Source organism: Streptomyces sp. NPDC056503 (assembly GCF_042794995.1).
Classification (GTDB): Bacteria; Actinomycetota; Actinomycetes; order Streptomycetales; family Streptomycetaceae; genus Streptomyces.
In genome coordinates this window covers 1-22,474 of record NZ_JBHTST010000143.1, presented here as the reverse complement: position 1 = coordinate 22,474, position 22,474 = coordinate 1, and the positions used below count along the sequence as shown (strand labels likewise).

25 protein-coding genes are annotated in these 22,474 nt (G+C 74.9%); 9 read left to right on the top strand and 16 right to left on the bottom strand.

Annotated features, from left to right (window positions below):
- Positions 1-84: 84 nt before the first annotated feature.
- From ACFQ8C_RS30935 to ACFQ8C_RS30925, 3 genes are all read right to left on the bottom strand, one after another.
- On the bottom strand, positions 85-1,032 hold the full coding sequence (locus tag ACFQ8C_RS30935; protein WP_383463886.1) for a DMT family transporter: 948 nt from the start codon (positions 1,030-1,032) through the stop codon (positions 85-87).
- Positions 1,033-1,219: 187 nt separating this feature from the next.
- Complete coding sequence (locus ACFQ8C_RS30930; protein ID WP_383463883.1) at positions 1,220-1,915, bottom strand: ArsR/SmtB family transcription factor; 696 nt, start codon at positions 1,913-1,915, stop codon at positions 1,220-1,222.
- Positions 1,916-1,933: 18 nt separating this feature from the next.
- Positions 1,934-2,596 (bottom strand): TetR/AcrR family transcriptional regulator, encoded by a 663-nt coding sequence (locus ACFQ8C_RS30925; protein ID WP_383463882.1) that lies wholly within the window; start codon positions 2,594-2,596, stop codon positions 1,934-1,936.
- A 67-nt stretch (positions 2,597-2,663) separates the two neighbouring features.
- Here ACFQ8C_RS30925 and ACFQ8C_RS30920 point away from each other — a divergent pair, with 67 nt between their 5' ends.
- The 3 genes from ACFQ8C_RS30920 (at position 2,664) to ACFQ8C_RS30910 (ending at position 4,893) form a co-directional block, all read left to right on the top strand.
- Positions 2,664-3,815: an acyl-CoA dehydrogenase family protein gene (locus tag ACFQ8C_RS30920; protein WP_383463879.1), complete on the top strand. Its 1,152-nt coding sequence runs from the start codon at positions 2,664-2,666 to the stop codon at positions 3,813-3,815.
- A gap of 71 nt (positions 3,816-3,886) precedes the next feature.
- Positions 3,887-4,177 (top strand): YiaA/YiaB family inner membrane protein, encoded by a 291-nt coding sequence (locus ACFQ8C_RS30915; RefSeq protein ID WP_169092536.1) that lies wholly within the window; start codon positions 3,887-3,889, stop codon positions 4,175-4,177.
- 86 nt (positions 4,178-4,263) lie between these two features.
- Positions 4,264-4,893, top strand: coding sequence for a TetR/AcrR family transcriptional regulator (locus tag ACFQ8C_RS30910; RefSeq protein ID WP_383463876.1), 630 nt, complete (start codon positions 4,264-4,266; stop codon positions 4,891-4,893).
- A 20-nt stretch (positions 4,894-4,913) separates the two neighbouring features.
- Here the strand turns inward: ACFQ8C_RS30910 and ACFQ8C_RS30905 are convergent, their stop codons facing one another.
- Positions 4,914-5,375 carry a MaoC family dehydratase gene (locus ACFQ8C_RS30905; RefSeq protein WP_383463873.1) on the bottom strand — a complete coding sequence of 154 codons (462 nt, stop codon included), beginning with the start codon at positions 5,373-5,375 and terminating at the stop codon, positions 4,914-4,916.
- Positions 5,376-5,481: 106 nt separating this feature from the next.
- Between ACFQ8C_RS30905 and soxR the strand changes: the two genes are divergently transcribed.
- The gene (gene soxR, locus ACFQ8C_RS30900) at positions 5,482-5,955 is read left to right on the top strand and encodes a redox-sensitive transcriptional activator SoxR (protein WP_383463870.1); all 474 of its coding nucleotides are present in this window, start codon (positions 5,482-5,484) and stop codon (positions 5,953-5,955) included.
- On the opposite strand, the gene ACFQ8C_RS30895 is transcribed toward soxR, so the two are convergent.
- The 4 genes from ACFQ8C_RS30895 to ACFQ8C_RS30880 form a co-directional block, all read right to left on the bottom strand.
- Complete coding sequence (locus tag ACFQ8C_RS30895; protein ID WP_383463867.1) at positions 5,952-6,758, bottom strand: 3-keto-5-aminohexanoate cleavage protein; 807 nt, start codon at positions 6,756-6,758, stop codon at positions 5,952-5,954. The two genes, soxR and ACFQ8C_RS30895, sit on opposite strands and share 4 nt — an antisense overlap.
- 79 nt (positions 6,759-6,837) lie before the next feature.
- The gene (locus tag ACFQ8C_RS30890; protein WP_383463864.1) at positions 6,838-7,449 is read right to left on the bottom strand and encodes a hypothetical protein; all 612 of its coding nucleotides are present in this window, start codon (positions 7,447-7,449) and stop codon (positions 6,838-6,840) included.
- Between the two features lie 178 nt (positions 7,450-7,627).
- On the bottom strand, positions 7,628-8,848 hold the full coding sequence (locus ACFQ8C_RS30885; protein ID WP_383463888.1) for a serine-threonine protein kinase: 1,221 nt from the start codon (positions 8,846-8,848) through the stop codon (positions 7,628-7,630).
- Between the two features lie 293 nt (positions 8,849-9,141).
- Positions 9,142-10,389, bottom strand: coding sequence for an exo-beta-N-acetylmuramidase NamZ domain-containing protein (locus ACFQ8C_RS30880; protein WP_383463861.1), 1,248 nt, complete (start codon positions 10,387-10,389; stop codon positions 9,142-9,144).
- A gap of 350 nt (positions 10,390-10,739) precedes the next feature.
- On the opposite strand from ACFQ8C_RS30880, the gene ACFQ8C_RS30875 reads away from it, so the two are divergent.
- Together ACFQ8C_RS30875 and ACFQ8C_RS30870 are read left to right on the top strand one after the other, a co-directional pair.
- Positions 10,740-11,516 (top strand): SDR family oxidoreductase, encoded by a 777-nt coding sequence (locus tag ACFQ8C_RS30875; RefSeq protein ID WP_383463859.1) that lies wholly within the window; start codon positions 10,740-10,742, stop codon positions 11,514-11,516.
- 84 nt (positions 11,517-11,600) lie between these two features.
- Entirely contained in the window at positions 11,601-12,194 is a 594-nt protein-coding gene (locus tag ACFQ8C_RS30870; RefSeq protein WP_383463856.1) for a TetR/AcrR family transcriptional regulator, read from the top strand.
- A 13-nt stretch (positions 12,195-12,207) separates the two neighbouring features.
- Here ACFQ8C_RS30870 and ACFQ8C_RS30865 read toward each other — a convergent pair whose 3' ends face one another.
- The 3 genes from ACFQ8C_RS30865 to ACFQ8C_RS30855 all read right to left on the bottom strand — a co-directional run bounded on the left by ACFQ8C_RS30865 (position 12,208) and on the right by ACFQ8C_RS30855 (position 15,583).
- Positions 12,208-13,422: an acyl-CoA dehydrogenase family protein gene (locus tag ACFQ8C_RS30865; protein ID WP_383463853.1), complete on the bottom strand. Its 1,215-nt coding sequence runs from the start codon at positions 13,420-13,422 to the stop codon at positions 12,208-12,210.
- A gap of 6 nt (positions 13,423-13,428) precedes the next feature.
- The gene (locus ACFQ8C_RS30860) at positions 13,429-14,475 is read right to left on the bottom strand and encodes a phosphotransferase family protein (RefSeq protein ID WP_383463850.1); all 1,047 of its coding nucleotides are present in this window, start codon (positions 14,473-14,475) and stop codon (positions 13,429-13,431) included.
- Positions 14,476-14,671: 196 nt separating this feature from the next.
- Positions 14,672-15,583: an MBL fold metallo-hydrolase gene (locus ACFQ8C_RS30855; RefSeq protein WP_383463848.1), complete on the bottom strand. Its 912-nt coding sequence runs from the start codon at positions 15,581-15,583 to the stop codon at positions 14,672-14,674.
- A 226-nt stretch (positions 15,584-15,809) separates the two neighbouring features.
- Here ACFQ8C_RS30855 and ACFQ8C_RS30850 point away from each other — a divergent pair, with 226 nt between their 5' ends.
- Positions 15,810-16,739 (top strand): NADP-dependent oxidoreductase, encoded by a 930-nt coding sequence (locus ACFQ8C_RS30850; RefSeq protein ID WP_383463845.1) that lies wholly within the window; start codon positions 15,810-15,812, stop codon positions 16,737-16,739.
- Between the two features lie 27 nt (positions 16,740-16,766).
- Here the strand turns inward: ACFQ8C_RS30850 and ACFQ8C_RS30845 are convergent, their stop codons facing one another.
- The 5 genes from ACFQ8C_RS30845 to ACFQ8C_RS30825 all read right to left on the bottom strand — a co-directional run bounded on the left by ACFQ8C_RS30845 (position 16,767) and on the right by ACFQ8C_RS30825 (position 19,664).
- A complete protein-coding gene (locus tag ACFQ8C_RS30845) occupies positions 16,767-17,102 on the bottom strand; it encodes a DUF202 domain-containing protein (RefSeq protein WP_383463842.1) in 336 nt (111 codons plus the stop codon).
- Positions 17,102-17,494, bottom strand: a complete 393-nt coding sequence (locus tag ACFQ8C_RS30840; RefSeq protein ID WP_383463839.1) for a YidH family protein — start codon at positions 17,492-17,494, stop codon at positions 17,102-17,104. The genes ACFQ8C_RS30845 and ACFQ8C_RS30840 overlap by 1 nt, the downstream gene beginning before the upstream one ends.
- 169 nt (positions 17,495-17,663) lie before the next feature.
- Positions 17,664-18,206, bottom strand: a complete 543-nt coding sequence (locus tag ACFQ8C_RS30835; protein WP_383463836.1) for an NUDIX hydrolase — start codon at positions 18,204-18,206, stop codon at positions 17,664-17,666.
- A gap of 32 nt (positions 18,207-18,238) precedes the next feature.
- Positions 18,239-19,003 carry a glucose 1-dehydrogenase gene (locus ACFQ8C_RS30830; protein WP_383463835.1) on the bottom strand — a complete coding sequence of 255 codons (765 nt, stop codon included), beginning with the start codon at positions 19,001-19,003 and terminating at the stop codon, positions 18,239-18,241.
- Positions 19,004-19,034: 31 nt separating this feature from the next.
- Positions 19,035-19,664: a TetR/AcrR family transcriptional regulator gene (locus ACFQ8C_RS30825; RefSeq protein ID WP_383463832.1), complete on the bottom strand. Its 630-nt coding sequence runs from the start codon at positions 19,662-19,664 to the stop codon at positions 19,035-19,037.
- Positions 19,665-19,758: 94 nt separating this feature from the next.
- Between ACFQ8C_RS30825 and ACFQ8C_RS30820 the strand changes: the two genes are divergently transcribed.
- On the top strand, positions 19,759-21,414 hold the full coding sequence (locus ACFQ8C_RS30820; RefSeq protein ID WP_383463829.1) for an FAD-binding dehydrogenase: 1,656 nt from the start codon (positions 19,759-19,761) through the stop codon (positions 21,412-21,414).
- 143 nt (positions 21,415-21,557) lie between these two features.
- Positions 21,558-22,442, top strand: a complete 885-nt coding sequence (locus ACFQ8C_RS30815; RefSeq protein WP_383463826.1) for a TIGR03619 family F420-dependent LLM class oxidoreductase — start codon at positions 21,558-21,560, stop codon at positions 22,440-22,442.
- Positions 22,443-22,474: the final 32 nt, after the last annotated feature.

Here is a 22,474-nt window from a genome sequence, read left to right as displayed (position 1 = left end):
GGACGAGTCCGTCCCGCCGCCGGCCGCCGCCGTGCCCGACACGGCCGTGCGGGCCCTCGGGGCCCCGCCGGGCGGACCGGCGCCTCACCGGCGGCGGTCGCCCGCGGCCTCCTCCACGCCGGCGGCCGTACCCGACGCCGGGGCGGCGGAGACGCGGGCACGGGACCGGGACACCGCCACCCCCGCCAGGCACAGCACGCCGCCCACCAGGGTCAGCGCCCCCGGCAGCTCGCCGAGCAGCGCCCAGGCCATCAGGACCACCAGGGCCGGGACCGCGTAGGTGGTCGCGCCCATCCGCCCCGCGGTCGTCCGTGCCAGCGCGTACGCCCAGGTCGTGAAGGCGAGCGCGGTCGGGAACACCCCGAGGTAGACCATGTTCGCGGTCGCCGACAGCGGCGCCCGCGCCGCCTCCGTCACCAGCTGTCCGGCGAAGGGGAGGCACGCGGCGGCGCCGATCGCGCAGCCGAAGGTCGTCACCTGGAGCGCGCTCGCGTGGGCCAGCGCCGGCTTCTGCGCCACGACGCCGCCCGCGTACGCCACCGCCGCCAGCAGGCAGAGCACGACGCCCAGCACCGAGGCGTGGCCGTCCTCGCCGGACATCGACAGGCCCACGGCCACCGCGCCCGCGAAGGACACCGCCATGCCGGCCAGCAGCCGCGGCGGCAGCCGCTCGCCCAGGAAGCGGGCGCCGAGCAGGGCGATCAGGATCGGTCCGATGTTGACGAGCATGGCGGCCGTACCGGCGTCGACCTCCTGCTCGCCCCAGTTCAGGACCACCATGTACACCCCGAACCAGAGCAGTCCGGAGACGAGGATCCCCGGCCAGGCGGCCCGGGGCGGCACTCCCTCGCGCCGGATCAGGAGGACGGCCCCGAGGACCAGCGCCCCGGCGAGCAGCCGCCCGAGGGCGAGCGCGCCGGGGGAGTACGCGTCCCCGGCGCTGCGGATGGAGACGAAGGCGGACGCCCACAGGACGACGGTGACCCCGGCGGCGGCGAGCGCGAGCCGGGCGGAGGAGGCGGATTTCGGCATACCCAGAAGGTAGGGCGCCCACCCTTCGGCCCACACCGCAATATCCCGCACGGCCCCTCCGGCCCGCCCCCCCGCGTGTCCGCGGCCCCGGCCGCCCACCTCCCAGGCCCGCGCCCGCCCACCTCGCAGGCCCGTGCGCCCAGCCCCGCAGGCCCGCGTGCCCGGCCCCCCGCGCCCCCGCCGCGGCTCACCGCACCGCGTCCGCCTCGATCCCGAGTTCGCGCCGCAGTGCCCGTTCCCCGGCCGGGGTGACCCTCACCGCCCGCTCGGAGCCGATCCGGACGCACCAGCCGCTGTCCAGCGCGTGTGCGCAGAGGGCCGCGCCCGCGAGGCCCGCGAGGTGGGGACGGCGCTCGGTCCAGTCCAGGCAGCCGCGCGCCAGCGGCCGCCGTCCCTTCCGTACGAGGGGGATGCCGAGGCGCGCGAACCACTCCAGGCCCTCGTCCGTGAGCGCGAAGCCGGTGTCCTGGCGCAGCAGCCCGCGCGCGGTCAGCGCGTCGGCGACCGCGATCCCGAGCCGCCCGGCGAGATGGTCGTAGCAGGTGCGGCCCCGGGCCATCGCCCGCCCGGCGCTCACCGCGGCCAGCGACCGGGGCGCCCCGTCCGCGCCCGGCCCGGCGAGGCCGGCGAGCTCCTCCACCAGGTGCGCCATCGCGGGTCCCGCGAGCCGTACGTACCGGTGCCGGCCCTGCCGTTCCTCGGTGAGCACCCCGCCCGCGACGAGCTTCCCCAGGTGTTCGGTCGCGGTGGACGGCGCCACGCGCGCGTGCCGGGCCAGCTCCCCGGCGGTCCAGGCGCGTCCGTCGAGCAGGGCGAGCACCATCGAGGCCCGGCTCTCCTCCGCGAAGAGCGCCGCGAAGGCGGCGAGTTCACTGGCTCCCATCGGTCCAGCATCCCCCGCTCACGCTTCGGCCGCGTCCGAAGCGTGGGCGTCCCGCTCGTACTGCGCCCCCAGACCGTCGAGCAGCGCGCGCAGGCCGGTCGCGAAGGCGCCCTCGTCGACCTTCTCGCGGTGCTCCGCGAGCCGGTGGGCCTGGCCGAGGTGGGGGTAGTCGGCGGGGTCGTACGCCGTCTCGTCGTCGACGAAGCCGCGCGCGAAGGAGCCGAGGGCCGAGCCGGTGACGAAGTACCGCATCAGGGCGCCGATGTGGGTGGCCTGGGCGGGCGGCCAGCCGGCCCTGACCATCGCGCCGAAGACCGCGTCGGCGACCTTGAGGCCGGCCGGACGGCGGCCGGGGCCCTGGGCGAGGACCGGGACGATGTGCGGGTGGTCGGTGAGGGCGGCCCGGTAGGAGAGCGCCCAGTCGTACAGGGCGGTGCGCCAGTCGCGGGGGTCGTCCGGCTCGAACATCGACAGGTCGATCTTGGCGCTCACCGCGTCCGCGACCGCGTCCAGGATCTCGTCCTTGGTGCGGAAGTGGTTGTAGAGCGAGGGGCCGCTCACCCCGAGTTCCGCCGCGAGCCGCCTGGTCGAGAGGGCGGCCAGGCCCTCCGTGTCCACGAGCTCGCCCGCCTTCTCGACGATGCGGTCTCGGCTGAGCAGGGGCTTGCGCGGTCGGGCCATGGCGCACATAGTAGGCCGCACCAATAAAACTAGCAGTGGTAATTAAAGAGATGGGTGAGGTGGCACCGTGGATCTGGCGCTGAGCGAGGAGCAGCAGGACGTACGCCGGCTCGCCGAGGACTTCGTCGCCCGCGAGGTCACCCCGCACGTCGTCGCGTGGGACCGCGCCGAGGAGGTGGACCGGGGCATCGTGAAGAAGCTCGGCGCCGTCGGCTTCCTCGGGCTCACGATTCCCGAGGAGTACGGCGGTTCGGGCGGCGACCACCTCGCCTACTGCCTCGTCACCGAGGAGCTGGGGCGCGGCGACTCCTCCGTGCGCGGGATCGTCTCCGTCTCCCTCGGCCTGGTCGCCAAGACCCTCGCCTCCTGGGGCACCGAGGAGCAGAAGCGGGCCTGGCTGCCCCGGCTCGCCTCCGGCGAGGCCCTCGGCTGCTTCGGCCTCACCGAGCCCGGCACCGGATCCGACGCGGGGAACCTGAGCACCCGGGCCGTGCGCGACGGCGGCGACTACGTCATCGACGGCTCCAAGATGTTCATCACCAACGGCACCTGGGCCGATGTCGTCCTGCTCTTCGCGCGGACGAACGACACCCCCGGCCGCCGGGGCGTCTCCGCCTTCCTCGTCCCCACCGACACCCCCGGCCTGACCCGCCGGACCGTCCACGGCAAGCTGGGCCTGCGGGGCCAGGCCACCGCCGAACTCGCCCTGGAGGGCGTGCGCGTCCCGGCCTCCGCGATGCTCGGCCCCGAGGGGAGGGGCTTCGCCGTCGCCATGTCCGCCCTCGCCAAGGGCCGGATGTCGGTCGCCGCCGGCTGCGTCGGCATCGCCCAGGCCGCCCTCGACGCCGCCGTCCGCTACGCGGGGGAGCGCGAGCAGTTCGGCAAGTCCATCGCCTCGTACCAGCTCGTGCAGGAACTCCTCAGCGACATCTCCGTCGACGTGGACGCGGCCCGGCTGCTGACCTGGCGGGTGGCCGACCTGATCGACCGCGGCGAGGAGTTCGCCACCGCCGCCTCGAAGGCCAAGCTGTACGCCTCCGAGGCCGCCGTCCGCTGCGCCAACAACGCCCTCCAGGTCTTCGGCGGCTACGGCTACATCGACGAGTACCCCGTCGGCAAGCTGCTCCGGGACGCCCGCGTGATGACCCTCTACGAGGGCACCAGCCAGATCCAGAAGCTCATCATCGGGCGGGCGCTCACGGGGGTCTCCGCCTTCTGAGCCCGCGACCCCAGGGGGCCTGAGTACCCGGGCGGATGTGGCACCCGCCACATCCGCCCGAAGCTGTCCCCATGAGCGAGTCACAGGTCAAGCAGCAGAACACCAACGCCTACCACGCCCAGGCCGTCATCTCCTTCGCGATCGCCCTCGCGGCCGTCGCCATCGGGATCTACCAGCTGGAGGCCAGCGCCTGGGTGCGGGCCTTCCTCGCGGTCTCCGTCCTCTACCTCACGACCTCGGCCTTCACCCTCGCCAAGGTGGTCCGCGACCGGCAGGAGTCGGACCGGATCGTCAGCCGGGTCGACCAGGCCCGTCTGGAGAAGCTCCTCGCCGAGCACGACCCCTTCCAGCAGAAGCTCTGAGCGGCCCCGAACCCCGGACAGCTCTAAGCGCTTGCTCAGCTTCGTTGTATGGTGTTCGTCCTGACCGGTCCGAGGAGGAGTGTGGGATGAGCGCGGCGGAGCAGACGCCCGAGGGCGAGGACGTGCCCTGGGGCGAGGTCACGCCCGAGGCCGCCCGGAGGCTGCTGGTCGCGGCCGTCGAGGCCTTCGCCGAACGCGGCTACCACGCGACCACCACCCGGGACATCGCCGGGCGGGCCGGCATGAGCCCGGCCGCGCTCTACATCCACTACAAGACCAAGGAAGAGCTGCTCCACCGGATCAGCCGCATCGGTCACGACAAGGCCCTGGAGATCCTCCGGGCCGCCGAGACCCGCGAGGGCGCCGCGGCCCAGCGGCTCGCCGAGGCCGTGCGCTCCTTCGTCCGCTGGCACGCCGAGCACCACACCACGGCCCGGGTCGTCCAGTACGAGCTGGACGCCCTCGGTCCGGAGCACCGTGCCGAGATCGTGGAGCTGCGCCGGGAGACCGACGCGAGCGTGCGCCGGATCATCGAGGAGGGCGTGGCGGCCGGCGAGTTCGACCAGGCCGACGTGGCCGGCACCACCGTCGCCGTCCTCTCGCTCTGCATCGACGTCGCCCGCTGGTTCAACCCCGAGGGCCGCCGGACGCCCGACGAGGTCGGCGCGCTCTACGCCGACCTCGTCCTCCGCATGGTGGGCCACCGGGCTCCGTAGCGACGGAGGGCCCGGCCGGCTCAGAAGTAGTAGCGCGAGACCGACTCGGCGACGCAGACCGGCTTGTCGCCGCCCTCGCGCTCCACGGTCACCTTCGCGGTGACCTGCACACCGCCGCCGGCCTCCTCCACCTTCGTCAGCACCGCCGTGGCGCGCAGCCGCGAGCCGACCGGGACCGTGGCGGGGAAGCGCACCTTCTCCGTGCCGTAGTTCAGGCCCATCTTCATGCCCTCGACCCGCAGCACCTGCGGCACGAACAGCGGCAGCAGCGAGAGGGTCAGGTAGCCGTGCGCGATCGTCGCGCCGAAGGGGCCCTCGGCGGCGCGCTCCGGGTCCACGTGGATCCACTGGTGGTCGCCGGTGGCGTCGGCGAAGAGGTCGATCCGCTTCTGGTCGATCTCCAGCCAGTCGCTGTGTCCCAGCTGCTCGCCGACCCCCGCGCGCAGCTCCTCGGCGGAGGTGAAGATCCTCGGCTCGGCCATGTGCCTGGTCCCTTCTCGTACGACATACCAAACGGTTTGTGTCTAAGCGCTTGCTCAGCATGTGGGGTGAGGGTCGCCGTGTCAACGGACCAGTAGGGTTCGAGGGGTGCCGCAGATTCCCGAGAAGATCCACGAGCTCACCGTCGGTCAGCTCTCCGCCCGCAGCGGCGCCGCCGTCTCCGCCCTCCACTTCTACGAGGCCAAGGGGCTCATCGGCAGCCGCCGCACCACCGGAAACCAGCGCCGCTACGGGCGCGACGCGCTGCGCCGGGTCGCCTTCATCCGCGCCGCCCAGCGCGTCGGCATCCCGCTCGCCACCATCCGCGAGGCCCTCTCCGAGCTGCCCGAGGAGCGCACCCCGACCCGAGAGGACTGGTCCCGGCTCTCCGCCGCCTGGCGCACCGAGCTCGACGACCGCATCAAGCAGCTCGGTCGGCTCCGCGACCACCTGTCGGACTGCATCGGCTGCGGCTGCCTCTCCCTGGAGACGTGCGTGCTCTCCAACCCCGACGACGCCTTCGGCGAGCGCATGGCCGGCTCCCGGCTGATGCCGCTGCGCCGCGAGGACCAGGACTCCTAGCGGAGACCGGCAGACGCGGCCCGCACCTGCTCCGCCGAGGAACGGGCGCGGGTGCCGTCCGGCAGGTACAGCGTGTCCTCCAGGCCGATCCGGCCGGCCAGACCGAGCCGCCGGGCCAGCCGCAGCGACGGCCAGGCCGCCGCGCCGGTCCCGCACAACAGGACGGGCACCGAACCGCCGGCCAGCGCCCGGGCCCACGCCTCCACGCCCCCGGCCGGGCCCGCCGCCCAGGCCGGGTCCGCTGCCCAGGTCAAGCCCGCCGCCTCGGCGGAGCCCGTCGCCCGGGCCGGGTCCGTCGCTCCGGCCGGGTCCTTCGGCGCGCTCGGGTCCTTCGCCTCGGCGGAGCCCGTCGCCGTGTTCGGAGCCGTCGTCCGGACCGGGTCGGGCACCTCCGCCACGATCCGGCGCACCCGGGCCGCCAGAGGGGAGCGGGCGAAGAGGGCCGGGCCCGCCGTGCCGGCCCGCAGTCCCGCCTCCACGGCCACCCCGCGGGCCAGCAGCGCCGCGGCCGTCTCCTCGGCACCGGGCTCGTGCCAGGCCACCCACGCCAGGTCCGGAAGCGTCTCCCAGGACCGTATCCGCGCCGACCGCCGCTCCGGGTCGGGCTCGGCCCACGCGTCCGCCGCCACGACGACCGGTACGCGGACGGCTCCCCGCACCGCGGTCAGCGCGGGCTCCACCACCCTGGGCGAGAGCGAACCGCCGCCGCAGGGCGTCCGGGGGCGGATCCGCACCTCGCGCGCCCCCGCCGCCACCGCGTCCGCGGCGGCTCCGGCGAGCCCCGCCGGGTCACGCGGCACCACCGCCGACTCCCCGGGCCCCCACGTGCCGTTCAGCGCCGCCTGGAGCACCGCGACCCCCGCCCCGCCCTTCCGGGCCGGGTCACGCCGCCGGGACCAGGGGGCGGTCGCGTACCTCCCGGGCGCGGGCCAGGGCATCCGCGGTGAGCACCGCGCGCGGCATCTCGACGCCGCAGTCCGCGCACACCGGCCCGTACCAGCCCCCGTCCCCGGGGCCGCCGGTCCACGCGATCCGTGCCCCCGCGCACACCGGGCAGGCCTCGCCCGGGCCGTGCTCCAGCGCCGTGACCAGCCGCCGCACCACCTGCGGCAGCGGGTCCGTCGGGTGGACGGCCGGATCGCCGCACCGCACCACGCCGTTGCCGCCCCACACGTCCCGGTGCCAGTCGTCCGGCGCCCCGAGGGCGCGCAGCCCCCCGTGCTTCTCGCGCCGGCGCCGGGCGGCGAACTCCTCCTCGTACGCCAGCCAGACCTTCCGCGCCTCTTCCAGTTCCTCCAGGGCGGCCACCAGCCGCGCCGGATCGAGCTCCCGGTCGTCGGGTCCGAACCCGTGCCTTTGGCACAGGTGGTCCCAGGTCGCCCGGTGCCCATAGGGAGCGAACCGCTCCAGGCACTTGCGCAGCGCGTACCTGCGCAGTGCCGTGTCGCAGCCCTGATCGCGCACCTGTCTCGCGAGACTCCGGAAACCGGCCATCGCTCGCCACCTCCGTCGCTGGTCGTTCGCGCATCCGCGGTACCAGAGGGACGAACGACGGCGCCGCCGTGTTCCGCCCCGGCCCCGAGCAGCGCCTACGTGGCGAGAACACGCCACCCCGGTGGCGCCCACGCGACGGTGCGCTCCCCGGGATCCGGGCAGGTCGGCGGGGTGGGGACTAGCGGCGCCCGATCCGGGCCGCAGAGACCACCACCCGGGCCAACTCCGGCCGCCGCACGTCGCTGTGCGAGCGGACCGCCTCCGCCGCGTCCACGCTCACGCAGCCCGAAGCCGGGACCCCGTCCCGCAGCACCGTCGCGAGCGTCCGCCGCGCCGCCCCCGGCACGCCCTGGACGCCGTCCCAGCCGATCGCCCCCCACCGCGCGTCGCGCGCCACGGCCCGCCCCAGCGGCTCCGCCAGGGACGCCGAGTCGCGGGCCGCGCGGGAGGCCAGCGGGTACACGACCCCGAGCGCGGTGTCGTGCCGCGAGTGGCAGGCCACCACCGGCCCCCGCACCCGCAGCTGCATGTCCCTCAGCGCCCCCGACCGGTCCGGGGCGTGCGGCAGCCGCGCCGCGAACGCGTAGTGCGAGAAGGCCCCCTGGAGCAGCGTCATCGACCGGACCGGCCGCAGCGCCCCCGGCAGCCCGCGCAGCGCGTACGCCACGAGCCGGGCGCCCATGCTGTGCCCCACCAGATGCACCCGCAGCCCCGGCGCCGCCCGCGCCACCTCCGCGAGCAGCGGCCCGAGCCCCCGCTCGCCCACCTGCCCCGCCCGTCGCTTCATCACGTAGTACGTGGCCTGCCGCAGCGCCTCCCGGCCGCCCTTCCACAGCCGCCCGAACCCGTCGCCGAAGAGCGCCTCCGGCGCCGCCGCCCGGGCCGCGTCCGCGAAGAGGGCGCAGGTCTCCAGCGGATCCGCCGTCAGGAACGCCGGTACGCCGTCGTCCGCGACCGGCCCCTCCCGGCCGCCGTCGAGCAGCCCCTCCCCGCCGACGTCCGCCAGCTCCCGCAGCAGCGCGCCGAACTCGGCGAACGCCTCCTCCCGCGGCGGCGCGAGCTCCAGCAGCTCGGTGAGCCGCACGATCGTCCGCTCCTTCTCCGGCAGCGTCGTCACCAGCGCCCGGAAGTCCGGAACCGGATCGTCCGTGAACATCATCGAAGGCCACACGATCCCCGCGTACCCCGCCTCCACCCCCGGGGCCAGCAGCTCCGGGAAGGGCGCGAAGAAGTCCGAGTACAGCAGGGTCGCCCCGGAAGGGGAGTTGTTCCACCCGTGCGCGAACACCACCAGGTCGGTCACCCCGCGCCGCGCCAGCGCGACCAGTTCGGCGGCCTGCCCGGCGGGCCCCTCGCCGTCCTTGTCGAAGACGATCTCCCGGTACGGATCCACACTCATCCCGCTCACGGCCCGCCCGTCCCTCCCCGTCGAGGAAGCGCCCAGGGGCCGCGTCCCGCAACCCCTGGGCAGCATGCCCGAATCCGACCGTTCCCAGACCTCTCCGGGCGGTTCGTACCTCGGCGCGGCCGGGCCGCCCCGGCGGCCGGGAAGGGGACCGGGGCGCCGTGACGACGGGGAGGGGGAGCGGGCCGCATCGACGACAGGGAGGGGGCCGGACCCTCGCGCGCGGCGGAGAGCCTCCCCCGCTCGGGCAGGGAGACGGCCCCGCCCGTCACCGGTACACCCGCCCGTCACCGGTACAGCAGATGCTCCCGCCGCACCGCCCGGAAGGCGGCCAGGTCCTCGGACCAGGCCGCCACGACCTCGTCCGTCGTGGCGCCGGAGTCGACGAGCGTACGGACGCGGGTGGAGCCGGTGAGCTTGTCGATCCAGTGGTCGGGCCGCCAGGCGAAGCCGGACCAGGAGGCGCGGGCGGTGACCAGGAGCCCGATCCCGGTCCGGACCGGGTCGAAGGTCTCCCGGTCGTCGACGTGGAGCTGCACCCCGCCGACCGTGCGGCCCTGGAACTTGGAGAAGGTCGGGGCGAAGTAGGCCTCGCGGAAGCGGACCCCGGGCAGCTCCAGGGCGTTCGCCGCCTCCGCCCAGCGGCGGTCGACGCCCTCCGCGCCGAGGAGTTCGAAGGGGCGGGTGGTGCCCCGGCCCTCGGAGAGGTTGGTGCCCTCGAAGAGGCAGGTGCCGGAGTAGACGAGCGCGGTTTCCGGCGTCGGCATGTTGGGGCTCGGCGGGACCCAGGGGAGCCCCGTGGCGTCGAAGAAGTCCGACCGCCGCCACCCCGTCATCCGGACCGTCTCCAGCTCCACCGGCCGGGCCAGGAACTCGGCGTTGAAGAGGAGGGCCAGCTCCGCGACCGTCATCCCGTGCGCCTGGGCGATCGGCTCGCGGCCGACGAAGGTGGCGAAGGCCCGGTCCAGGACGGGGCCGAGGGCCGCCCGGCCGCTCACCGGGTTGGGCCGGTCCAGGACCACGAACCGCTTCCCGGCCAGCTCCGCCGCCACCATGCAGTCGTAGAGCGTCCAGATGTAGGTGTAGAAGCGGGCGCCGGCGTCCTGGATGTCGAAGACGACGGTGTCGACGCCGGACGCGGTGAAGACGTCCGCCAGCGGCTGACCGCTCTTCAGGTACGTGTCGTAGACGGGCAGTCCGGTCGCGGGGTCGTCGTACCGGCCCTCCGATCCGCCCGCCTGGGCGGTGCCCCGGAAGCCGTGCTCGGGGCCGAACACGGCGACCAGGTCCACCCGCTCGTCGGCGTGCATGACGTCCACCAGGTGCCGGGCGTCGGGGGTGATCCCGGTCGGGTTGGTGACGACGCCGACCCGCTCGCCGGCCAGCGGGGTGTACCCGTCCGCCGCCAGCCGCTCGAAACCGGTCCGTACGCGCGCGTGCCCCCGTCCGGGGGCGGCCGCGGCCGGGGCGGCCGACACGGCCAGCGCCCCTCCGGCGGCCAGCAGGCCCCGGCGCGACAGCTTCGTCCGCCTCATGCCCGCTCCCGCCTCGTGCGCGTCCCCGCTCGTGCGCGCTCCCGCCCCGACGTGCTCATCCGCCTCATGACCGCTCCCGCCTCGACGTGCTCATCCGCCTCATGCGTGACATGGGCACGCAGGCTAGCGCTCCTGACGGCCCGGGGGAACGAGGCGTGCGCAAGGCGCCCTCCGATGGCGGCGGGTCTTCCACCCCTCCATACCGACCGGTTAGTCTGCCGCTGTCACCGAACCGGCTGTCACCGAACCGGCTGTCACCGAACCGGCTGTCACCGAACCGGCTGTCACCGAACCGGCTGTCACCGAACCGGCTGTCACCGAACCATGAGCCGAACCACCTGGAGGGGTCCATGAACGCGGGCACGCACGAGCTCCGGGGCGCCGGCGTCGTCGTCACCGGAGCGGGCGGCGGCATCGGCGCCGCCCTCGCCCGGCGCTTCGCCGCCGAAGGCGCCCGCGTCGTCGTCAACGACCTCGACCCGCTCCGCGCCCAGGCGGTCGCCGGCGAGATCGGCGCCCTCGCCGTCCCCGGCGACGCCTCCGCGATCGTCGACGAGGCCCGCGAGGCCCTCGGCGGCACCGTCGACGTCTGGTGCGCCAACGCCGGACTCGGCTCCGGCGGCGACGCCTTCGCCGACGAGGCCGTCTGGGCCGCCGCCTGGGACGTCAACGTCATGGCCCACGTCCGCGCGGCCCGCGCCCTGCTCCCCGACTGGCTGGAGCGCGGCACCGGACGCTTCGTCTCCACCGTCTCGGCCGCCGGCCTGCTCACCATGATCGGCGCGGCCCCGTACAGCGTCTCCAAGCACGGCGCCTACGCCTTCGCCGAATGGCTCTCCCTCACCTACCGCCACCGCGGCCTCAAGGTGCACGCCATCTGCCCCCAGGGCGTCCGCACCGACATGCTCGCCGCGACCGGCTCGGCCGGCGACCTCGTCCTCGCCCCCACCGCCGTGGAGCCCGAGGCGGTCGCCGACGCCCTCCTCGACGCCATCGCGGCCGACCGCTTCCTCGTCCTGCCGCACCCCGAGGTCGCCGACTTCTACCGCCACCGCGCGGACGACCCGGAGCGCTGGCTCGGCGGCATGAACAAGATCCAGCGGCACTGGGAGGCGGGCGCGCGGTAGCGCACCCGGCGACGGATGGGAAGATCTACCGACGACAGGCCCCGAACGCCAGGGACGGGGCAGCGGACCGGAAGGCGGCGGAGCATGGCCAGGACGACGGACGGGGACGGTTCTCCCGTCCCCCAGAGGCTCCTCGCCGCCGCCACCCGGCTCTTCGCCGAGCAGGGGTACGACCGCACCTCCGTCCAGGAGATCGTCGAGGCGGCGGGCGTCACCAAGGGCGCGCTCTACCACTACTTCGGCTCCAAGGAGGACCTCCTCCAGGAGGTGTACGCGCGCGTGCTCCGCCTCCAGCAGGAACGGCTCGACGACTTCGCGGGCTCCGACGCGCCCGTCCAGGAGCGGCTGCGCTCCGCCGCCGCCGACGTCGTCGTCACCACCATCGAGAACCTCGACGACGCCTCGATCTTCTTCCGCTCGATGCACCACCTGAGCCCGGAGAAGAACAAGCAGGTCCGTGCCGAGCGCCGCCGCTACCACGAGCGCTTCCGCGCCCTCGTGGAGGAAGGCCAGCGGGCGGGCGTCTTCTCCTCCGCCACGCCCGCCGACCTCGTCGTGGACTACCACTTCGGCTCCGTGCACCACCTGTCGACGTGGTACCGCCCGGACGGCCCGCTGACCCCGCAGGAGGTCGCCGACCACCTCGCCGACCTCCTGCTGCGGGCCCTGCGCCCGTAGGCTCCGGCGGTTCCTACAGGTACTTCCTCAGCTCGCGGCGGGCCAGCGACCGCTGGTGCACCTCGTCCGGTCCGTCCGCGAGCCGCAGGGTCCGCGCCGCCGCCCACAGCTCGGCGAGCGGGAAGTCCTGCGAGACGCCGCCCGCGCCGTGCGCCTGCACCGCCTTGTCGACGATGTCGACCACCGCGCGCGGGGTGGCGATCTTGATGGCCTGGATCTCGGCGTGGGCGCCCTTGTTGCCCACGGTGTCCATCAGCCAGGCCGTCTTGAGGACGAGCAGCCGCAGCTGCTCGATGGTCACCCGCGCGTCCGCGATCCAGTTCTGCACCACGCCCTGCTGGGCGAGCGTCTTGCCGAAGGCGGTCCGGGAGACGGCCCGCCGGCACATCAGCTCCACCGCCCGCTCGGCCATGCCGATCAGCCGCATGCAGTGGTGGATGCGGCCGGGGCCGAGCCGGGCCTGGGCGATGGCGAAGCCGCCGCCCTCCTCGCCGATCAGGTTCGCGGCCGGGACCCGCACCCCGTCGAAGACGACCTCGGCGTGACCGCCGTGGTAGTGGTCCTCGTAGCCGTACACCCGCATCGCCCGGCGCACCTCGACGCCCGGGGTGTCGCGCGGCACGAGGATCATCGACTGCTGGCGGCGGAGGTCCGTCCCGTCCGGGTCGGTCTTGCCCATCACGATGAAGATCCCGCAGTCGGGGTTCATCGCCCCGGAGATGTACCACTTGCGGCCGTCGACCACGTAGGAGTCGCCGTCCCGCCGGATGCGGGTCTCGATGTTGGTCGCGTCGGAGGAGGCCACCTCCGGCTCGGTCATCGCGAAGGCGGACCGGATGTCGCCGGCGAGCAGCGGCTCCAGCCACCGCTTCTTCTGGTCCTCGTCGCCGAACTGGGCGAGCAGCTCCATGTTCCCGGTGTCCGGGGCCGCGCAGTTGAGCGCGGTGGGCGCGAGCTGCGGGCTGCGGCCGGTGATCTCGGCGAGCGGGGCGTACTGGAGGTTGGTCAGCCCGGCCCCGTACTCCTCGTCGGGCAGGAAGAGGTTCCACAGCCCCTGCCGCTTGGCCTCGGCCTTCAGCTCCGCCACCACCGGCGGCTCGTCCCAGGGGGAGGCGAGCCCGGCCCGCTGCTCCTCGGCGACGGCCTCGGCGGGGTACACGTGCTCGTCCATGAAGGCGAGGAGCCGGGCGCGCAGTTCCTCGGTACGGGCGTCGTAGGAGAAGTCCATGGCGTTTCAGCCCTCCTGAAGGGTGGTCAGGCCGTGCTCGATGAAGACGGGGACGAGGTCGCCGATGCGGTCGAAGCCGGCGCCGACGGTCTGCCCGAGGGTGTAGCGGTAGTGGATGCCCTCCAGGATCACGGCGAGCTTGAACCAGGCGAAGGCCGTGTACCAGGAGAGGGCGGTGACGTCGCGGCCGGAGCGGGCGGCGTACCGCTCGACCAGCTCGGCGGCGGTGGGGTGGCCGGCGGCGGTCGCGGTCGTCGAGATCGGCGAGCCGGGCAGGTCGAGCGGGGTGCTGTACATGACGAGCAGGCCCAGGTCGGTCAGCGGGTCGCCGAGCGTGGACATCTCCCAGTCGAGGACCGCCTTGATCCGGTCGTCGTCGCCGACCAGGACGTTGTCCAGCCGGTAGTCGCCGTGCACCACGGTCGGCGCGGCGGAGGTCCCCCCGGCGGAGGGGGAGCCGGGCAGCGCGCGGCCGAGGGCGGCGTGCAGCTCGTCGATGCCGGGCAGCTCGCGGCCCCGGGAGGCGTCGAGCTGCTTGCCCCAGCGGCGCAGCTGCCGGTCGAGGAAGCCCTCCGGCCGGCCGAAGTCGCCGAGACCCACGGCCTCCGGCTCCACCGCGTGCAGGTCGACCAGGGTGTCGACCAGGCCGAGGACGGCGGCCCGGGTGCGCTCCGGGCCGAGCGGGGCCAGCTGGGAGGCGGAGCGGTACGGGGTCCCCTCCACGAACTCCATCACGTAGAAGGGCGCGCCGAGCACCTCCTCGTCCTCGCACAGCAGCACCGTGCGGGGCACCGGCACGGGGGTCCCGCCGAGCGCGCTGATCACCCGGTGCTCGCGCTTCATGTCGTGCGCGGTGGCCAGCACGTGGCCGAGCGGCGGGCGGCGCACCACCCAGCCGTCGGTGCCGTCGGTGACGAGGTACGTGAGGTTGGAGCGGCCGCCTTCGATCAGCCGGGCTTCGAGGGGCCCGGCGACCAGCCCCGGCCGCTCGCGGTCCAGGTGGTGGCGCAGGCGCTCGGGATCGAGGCCGGGCGGCGGGGCGGCGTGGCTCATCGGGCGTACCTCCGGTGGGTCGGTCGGTCGTCGTTCATGATGACCGACCAGTCGGTATGTCGTCCAGAGGTGCCCTCGAAAGGGCGGGGAGAAGGGGGGAGGGCCCGGGCGAAACGCCGGACCCTCCCCCGCGCGGAGAGGGCCCGGGGGCACCCCCCGACCCTCCCCACGCGCGCGTGCCCGCGCCGGGTCCCGCTCAGGCGTGGCAGGCCACCGGCACCCCGCCGTTCATCGCGGCCATGTCGCCGAAGACGGCCGCCGGGTCGAGCGGGTGCCCCTCCGGGAGCCCGTCCAGCTCCGCGTACGCCCGGTGCAGGTTCGCCACGAGGCGCTCGCTCTCCCGCCACGCCCCGAACTCGCCCGGCTCCGCCCGGCGCGCGGTCTCCAGCGGCGGATCCCCCTTCGCGTGCCCCTCGGCGGCCAGCTCCGCCACCCACCGCAGATAGCGCTCGGTGGCGTCGTACGCGGTCGGGTCCGTCACCGGCCCGTGCCCCGGCACCACCCGCTCCGCGTCCAGCGACCGGAGCAGGTCGAGCGCGCGCAGCGAACCGGCCACCGTGCCCATCGGCACGAACGGCGTCCCGCCCTGGAAGACCAGGTCCCCGGTGAAGACCACGCCCTGCTCCGGCAGGTGCACGATCGAGTCGCCGGTGGTGTGCGCGGGCCCCGGGTGCAGCACCCGCACCTCGATCCCGCCCGCGTACACCGTCAGCCGGTCCCGGTAGGTGAGGTCGGGCGGCGTGATCTCGACCCGGCCGAAGTCGTTCTGCGGCCACAGCAGATGCAGCTGGTGCCCGGCGGCCAGCTGCTCGGTCCGGCAGTTCTCGTGCCCGACGATCCGCGCCTCCGGCCGGAAGACGCCGTTCCCGTAGGTGTGGTCGCCGTGGTGGTGGGTGTTCACGATCGTGCGCGGCAGCGGCAGCCCCGCCGCGAGCACCGCCTCGCGCAGCAGCAGGGCGCGCCGCTCGGTGGCGGTGGTGTCGACGAGCAGCGACTCGCCCGCGTCGCCGAGGAAACCGGCGTTGTTCAGGCACCAGCCGCCGTCGGGCTGGACGTAGGCGTGGACGTGCGGCGCGAGCGTGACCACGTACGGGTCGGTGGCAGGCACAGGGTTCCCCCGGGAAGACGGATCGACAGGACGGGCAGGACGAACAGGACGAACGGGGCCGGCGGGGCCGGCGGGTCGGGCGGGAGCCGCGAGATCGGCGGACCAGGGGAAGCCTGCCATCGACGGACCCGCCCGGGGGCCCTTTTCCGGGGACCGTCCGCCCGTCCGTTCCCCCACCGCCCCACCCGGCTTGCGGAGCGCTCCGCCCGCACCGAGGGTCGGTGCCATGAAGGCGATCAGTTACCGCCGCTACGGCGGCCCCGAGGTCCTGGAGTACGGCGAGCTGCCCGATCCGAAGGTGGGGCCCGACGAGGTCCTGGTCAAGGTGCGGGCCGCGGCCGTCAACCCGGTCGACTGGAAGGCGCAGGCCGGCTACCTCGACGGGATGATCGACGCCGTCTTCCCCGTCGTGCCCGGCTGGGACGTCTCCGGCGTCGTCGTCCGGCCCGGCGTCTCCGTCACCGAGTGGGCGGAGGGCGACGAGGTCATGGGGTACGTGAGGGAGGACTTCCTCGCCCACGGCACCTTCGCCGAGTACGTCGCCGCCCCCGTCCGCACCCTCGCCCGCAAGCCCCGCACCTGCTCCTTCGAGGAGGCCGCCGGGCTGCCCCTGGTCGGGCTCACCGCCTATCAGGCCCTGCGCACCGCGCTCTCGGTGCGGCCGGGGGAGACGCTCCTGGTCCTCGCCGCGGCCGGCGGGGTCGGCTCGATGGCCGTGCAGATCGCCCGCCACCTCGGCTGCCGGGTCCTGGGCGCCGTACGCGAGTCCGGCCGGGAGCGGGTGGCGGAGCTCGGCGCCGAGCCGGTGCTCTTCGACGAGCGGACCTTCGCCCACCAGGTCGGGGAGCTCGCCCCGCACGGTGTGGACGCCGTCCTGGACACCCTCGGCGGACCGTTCCTCCGGCACGCGGCGAAGCTGCTGGCCCCCGGTGGGCGGCTCGCCTCCATCGCCGACGGCGAGGCCCTGGCGCTCGGCGGCCGCTACTTCTGGGTCCGCCCGGACGCCGCCGACCTCGGCGCGCTCGCCGACCTCGCCGACGAGGGGATCCTGGACGTGCGGGTGGCGAGGACCTTCCCGCTGGAACGGGCCGCCGACGCGCAGCGGGCCAACGCGGAGGGCGGCCTCCAGGGCAAGGTCGTCGTCACGGTCCCGTAGCCCCCGAGCCCCCCACGGCCCCGGGTCTCACCAGATCAGGGCCGCCCCGCACACCGCCAGGGCCACCGTGCAGCCGGCGGCGAGCAGCGCGGCCCGCGCCGAGAGGACCCCCGGCCGGGCGGCGTCCAGGGCGCGGATCCGCCGGTGGGCGACGGCCAGGAAGCCGATCCACAGCAGCGCGGAGAGGGCCAGACCGGTCAGCCCCGCCGCGGTGCCGCCGTCCACGAGGGCCAGCTTGATCGCGAGCACGGCCACGACCGTGGACGACAGCGTCGTACGCCGCCAGGCGAGCCGGGTCCGCTCCGGCTGGAGCCCGGGGTCGCGGGCCTCGGCCCGGGCGGACCCGACCGCGGGACCGCCCACTAGCCGGCCCGGCCGAAGAGCACGAGCACCACCATCGCGACCGCCACCACGGCCACGGTGAGGCTCAGCACCGCCGGGAAGCGGGAGACCGGCAGGTCCTCGCCCCGGCGCATGGCCCGCTCGCAGCGGATCCAGTGGTTCACCGCGCGCAGCGCGCACAGCACGCCGGCGGCCAGCAGGGCGAGCGAGAGCCCGACCCGGACCGCCCAGCGCAGGTCCGGCAGGAACTGGTCGACGGCGAAACCGCCGCCGATGAGCGCGAGCGCCGTCCGGATCCAGGCGAGGAAGGTCCGCTCGTTGGCGAGGGAGAAACGGTAGTCGGGGGTCTCGCCCTCGTCCCGGATCCGCCGCGGCGCGAACCACAGCCGCAGGCTCTGTACGAATCGACTCACCCCGGCACCCTAACGGCCCGCCCCGCGGCCCCCGCCGCCGTCGGCCCACCGCCGCGCCGCCGTCGGCCCCACGGTCCGGCCCCCCCCCGTGACCCGCCGTCCCGCCGTCCCGTCCGCCGGTGGCCCCACCGCCCGGCCGCCCTCGGCCTCGGCCGGGCCGTCGGCGGCCTTACCGCCCCGGTCGCCGGCGGCTCTCCTCCGCCACCAGCCGCTCGTACGCGGCGAGTCCGTCCGGCACCCACTCCCAGGCCCCGGGCGCGCCGGGCAGCCGCTCGCGCAGCTCGTCCTCGGTCAGGAAGGCGTGCCAGGCCACCTCCTCGGCCTGCGGCCGCACCGGCAGGTCGCAGCGGACCTCGTACACGGACGACCACCACCGACCGGCCACGCCCCCGGAGTCGTACAGGAACTTGAAGAGGAAGTCGGGCCGGGGCAGCCCGGAGACCCCCAGCTCCTCCTCGGCCTCGCGCAGCGCCGCGTCGTCGTAGGACTCGCCGGCGCCGACGACCCCGCCGACGAAGAGGTCGTACATCGACGGGAAGACCAGCTTGCCGGCCGTCCTGCGGTGGACGAAGAGCCGGCCCTCGGCGTCCCGCACCCGGACGAAGGTGCAGCGATGGGTCAGACCCCGCGCGTACACCTCGCCGCGCGGGGCCCGCCCGATCACCCGGTCCCGCTCGTCGACGACGTCCAGTACTTCCTCGGAGGCGCTCATGCGCCCCATCCAACCAGCCGGACCCGGCGGGTTCACTGCCCCATGACGTACTTGACCGTCGGGCCGGTGGTCCAGCCGCCGTCCACGGCGAGCTCGGCGCCCGTCACGTACGAGGCGGCGTCGGAGAGCAGGAAGACGACCGCGCCGGCGATCTCGTCGGCCTCGCCGACCCGGCCCATCGGCGTGTTCGGGTACATGCCCTCGCCGCGCCGGATGCCGACCGAGGCGGTCATCGGGGTGTAGGTCATGCCCGGGTGGACCGAGTTGACGCGGATCCGGGACGTGCCGAGCTCCACCGCGCCGATCTTGGTGAGGCCGCGGACGCCCCACTTGGAGGCGCCGTAGCCGGCGGTGAGGGCGAGGCCCATCAGACCGGCCGCGGAGGAGATGTTGACGATGGAGCCGCCGCCCGCCTCCCTCATCGCCGGTATCGCGGCCTTCATGCCGATGAAGACGCCGGTGAGGTTGATGTCCAGCACCTTGCGGAAGTGCTCGACGCTCTCGGTCTCCAGGAGGGCGCCGGTGGAGATGCCGGCGTTGTTCACCAGGCCGTGCAGCCCGCCGAACTCGGCGACCGCGTAGGCGACGGCCGCCGCCCACTCCTCCTCGGAGGTGACGTCGTGGTGGAGGAAGCGGGCGCGCTCGCCCAGCGCCTCCGCGGTCGCCGCGCCGTCCTCGTCGAGGACGTCGGTGACGACCACGTTCGCCCCGGCGGCGACGGCCTGGCGGGCCGCCTCGGCGCCCAGGCCGCGGGCGCCGCCGGTGATGAGGACGGTCTTGCCGGTGAGGTCGTTCATGGGGGGTCCTTTCGGGGTGGTGCTCGGTGGTTCAGTTCCTCCGGGGCCGCGCGGCCCGGAGAAGCGCGGTGGTGGTCTCGACGAGGTCGGCGAGGAAGAGGGGCTCGTCGGTGAGCGGCTCCGTGCCGTCGAGGTACTGCCGGGCCCGGTCGGCGAGCGCCGCGCCGACCACCGTGAGGGCCAGGTCCAGCCGCTCCAGGAGCAGTGGCTCGGGCAGCCCGTCGGTGGCCAGGCGGTCGGCGAGGCGCTCGATCAGCGCCCAGTAGGCGGTGTCGGCCAGGGTGGGGTGCGGGGTGCGGGCGCGGATGCCGCTCTCGTGGCTGAGCTGCGCGGAGATCCGCAGGCAGCGGCGGCCGCGCTCGGTGCGCAGCTCGCTCGACTCGGCGGTGACGAGGGCCGTGATCAGCTCGCGCACCCCGTCGTCGTCCCGTCGCGGCAGGGAGACGAGCACCTGCTCGGTACGGGCCAGCCGGCCGGCCATGACCGCGTCGAGGAGCCCGCCGCGGGAGCCGAAGTGGTACTGGACGGCCGACGGGTTGGCCTGCCCGGCGAGCCGGGTGATGTCCCGCAGCTGGGCGCCGTCGACGCCCTGGGCGGCGAAGAGTTCCTCGGCCGCGCGGATCAGTTTGTCCCGGGTCTCGGGCCCTGACGTCCTTGCCATGCGTTCATATTAATGCTCGGCATTAGAAAACGGGAGGGGCTCCGCGAGGCGCGAACGGTTGACTCGATACATTCGTGTATCCAAGATGCGGTCCATGCCCTACGACGCCGATGTGATCGTGATCGGGGCCGGCCTCGCCGGTCTCGTCGCCACCGCCGAACTGGTCGACGCCGGCCGGTCCGTGATCCTCCTGGACCAGGAGCCCGAACAGTCCCTCGGCGGCCAGGCCCACTGGTCCTTCGGCGGGCTCTTCCTCGTCGACTCGCCCGAACAGCGCCGGCTGCGCGTCAGGGACAGCCACGCGCTCGCCCTCCAGGACTGGATGGGCACCGCCGGCTTCGACCGCCCCGAGGACGAGTGGGCCCGCCGCTGGGCGGAGGCGTACGTCGACTTCGCCGCCGGCGAGAAGCGCTCCTGGCTCCACGCGCGCGGGATCCGCTTCTTCCCCGTCGTCGGCTGGGCCGAGCGCGGCGGCTACGACGCCAACGGCCACGGCAACTCCGTCCCCCGCTTCCACATCACCTGGGGCACGGGCCCCGGCCTCGTCGCCCCCTTCGAGCGCAAGGTCCGCGAAGGCGTCGCCCGGGGCCTCGTCACCTTCCGCTTCCGCCACCGCGTCACCTCCCTCGGCCGCACGGCGGGAGCCCTCGACACGGTCACCGGCGAGATCCTGGAGCCCTCGGACGCCGAGCGCGGCACCGCCAGCGGCTGCACCGCCACCGGCTCCTTCGAGCTGAGGGCCCAGGCGGTGATCGTCACCACCGGCGGCATCGGCGGCAACCACGACCTGGTCCGTTCCCAGTGGCCCGCCCGCCTCGGCACCCCGCCCGGGAAGCTGCTCTCCGGCGTCCCCGCCCACGTCGACGGCCTGATGCTCGGCATCGCGGAGAAGGCCGGTGCCCGGCACGTCAACCGCGACCGGATGTGGCACTACACCGAGGGCATCGAGAACTGGAACCCCATCTGGGCCAAGCACGGCATCCGCATCCTGCCCGGCCCCTCCTCCCTCTGGCTCGACGCCACCGGCAAGCGCCTCCCGGTGCCGCTCTTCCCCGGCTTCGACACCCTCGGCACCCTCGAACACATCATGCGGACCGGCCACGACCACACCTGGTTCGTCCTCGACAAGCGGATCATCGGCAAGGAGTTCGCCCTCTCCGGCTCCGAACAGAACCCCGACCTCACCGGCAAGTCCGTCCGCGACGTCCTCGGCCGCGCCCGCGCCGACGTCCCCGGCCCCGTCCAGGCGTTCATGGACAAGGGCGCCGACTTCGTCGTCGAGGACGACCTGTCGGCCCTGGTCCGCGGCATGAACCGGATCACCGGCCAGGACCTCGTCGACGAGGCCGCGCTCCGCCGCGAGGTGACGGCCCGCGACCGCGAGGTCGCCAACCCCTTCACCAAGGACCTCCAGATCACCGCGGTCCGGGGCGCCCGCGGCTACCTGGGCGACCGCCTGATCCGTACCGCCGCGCCGCACCGCATCCTCGACCCGAAGGCCGGCCCGCTGATCGCCGTCCGCCTCAACATCCTCACCCGCAAGTCCCTCGGCGGCCTCCAGACGGACCTCTCCTCCCGCGTCCTCACCGACACCGGCGAACCGCTCCCCGGCCTGTACGCGGCGGGCGAGGCCGCCGGCTTCGGCGGCGGCGGGGTCCACGGCTACCGCTCCCTCGAAGGCACCTTCCTCGGCGGCTGCGTCTTCTCCGGCCGCGCGGCGGGCCGGGCGGCGGCAGCGGCGACGGCGTAGCCGCGCCTCCCGCCGCCTCCCCGCGCGCGTGCGCGACGCGGACGGGTGCGCCCCCGCCCCGCGGCGCACGCACGTGCCCGTGGCGGGGGTCACACGCCGAACCCTTCGTGTCGGGGGCCCTCCCGCCGCCCAGGATGAGGGTCATGGAGATAGGCATCGCACTGCCCCAGTACGGCACCCACGCCCGCGCCGACCGCATCGCGGGCTTCGCGCGGGACGCCGAGGAGGCGGGCTTCGACTCGTTCTGGGTCGGCGACCGCGCCCTGACCCCCGTCGCCCCCGGCGACCTCTATCCGGGGCACACGCCGGAGAACCCGTACCCCCGGCAGTACAGGACCTTCCTCGACCCGCTGACGGTGCTCACCGTCGCCGCCGGCGCGACCTCCCGCGCCCGGCTCGGCACGAGCACCCTCAACGGCCCCTGGTACCCGCCGGTGCTGCTCGCCCGCTCCCTCACCTCCCTCGACCAGGTCAGCGGCGGACGCCTCGACGTCGGTCTCGGCATCGGCTGGATGCGGGACGAGTACACGGCCGTCGGCGCCGACTTCGGCCGTCGCGGCGCCCTCCTCGACGAGCTCCTCGACGTCCTCCAGGCCATGTGGACCCAGGAGGAGTTCGGCCACCGGGGGCGCCACTGGACCGTCCCCGAGGCGTACGTGGGCCTCCGCCCCGTCCAGCCCGCCGGACCGCCCGTCCACCTCGGCGGCTTCAGCCCGGCCGCCCTGCGCCGGGTCGGCCGCCGGGCCGCCGGCTGGGTCGGCGCGGTCCTGCCGCCCGGAGCGGCCGAGGCCCTGTGGGACGTGGCGCGGCGCGCCGCCGGGGAGGCGGGCCGCGACCCGGAGGCGCTGCGCCGCCAGATCCGCTGCAACCCGGCCCCCGGCGCCACGGCGGACGCGATCGCCGCGCTCCTCGACGGGGTGCGCGCCACCGGCGCCGACGGCTGCTTCGTCGACCTCCAGCAGTCGGTCGACTCGCCGGACGAGGCCCTGGAGCTCGGCGCGAAGGTCCTGGACCTGCTGCGGGGCTGAACGCGACGAGGCCCCGGACCTCCAGGGGAGGT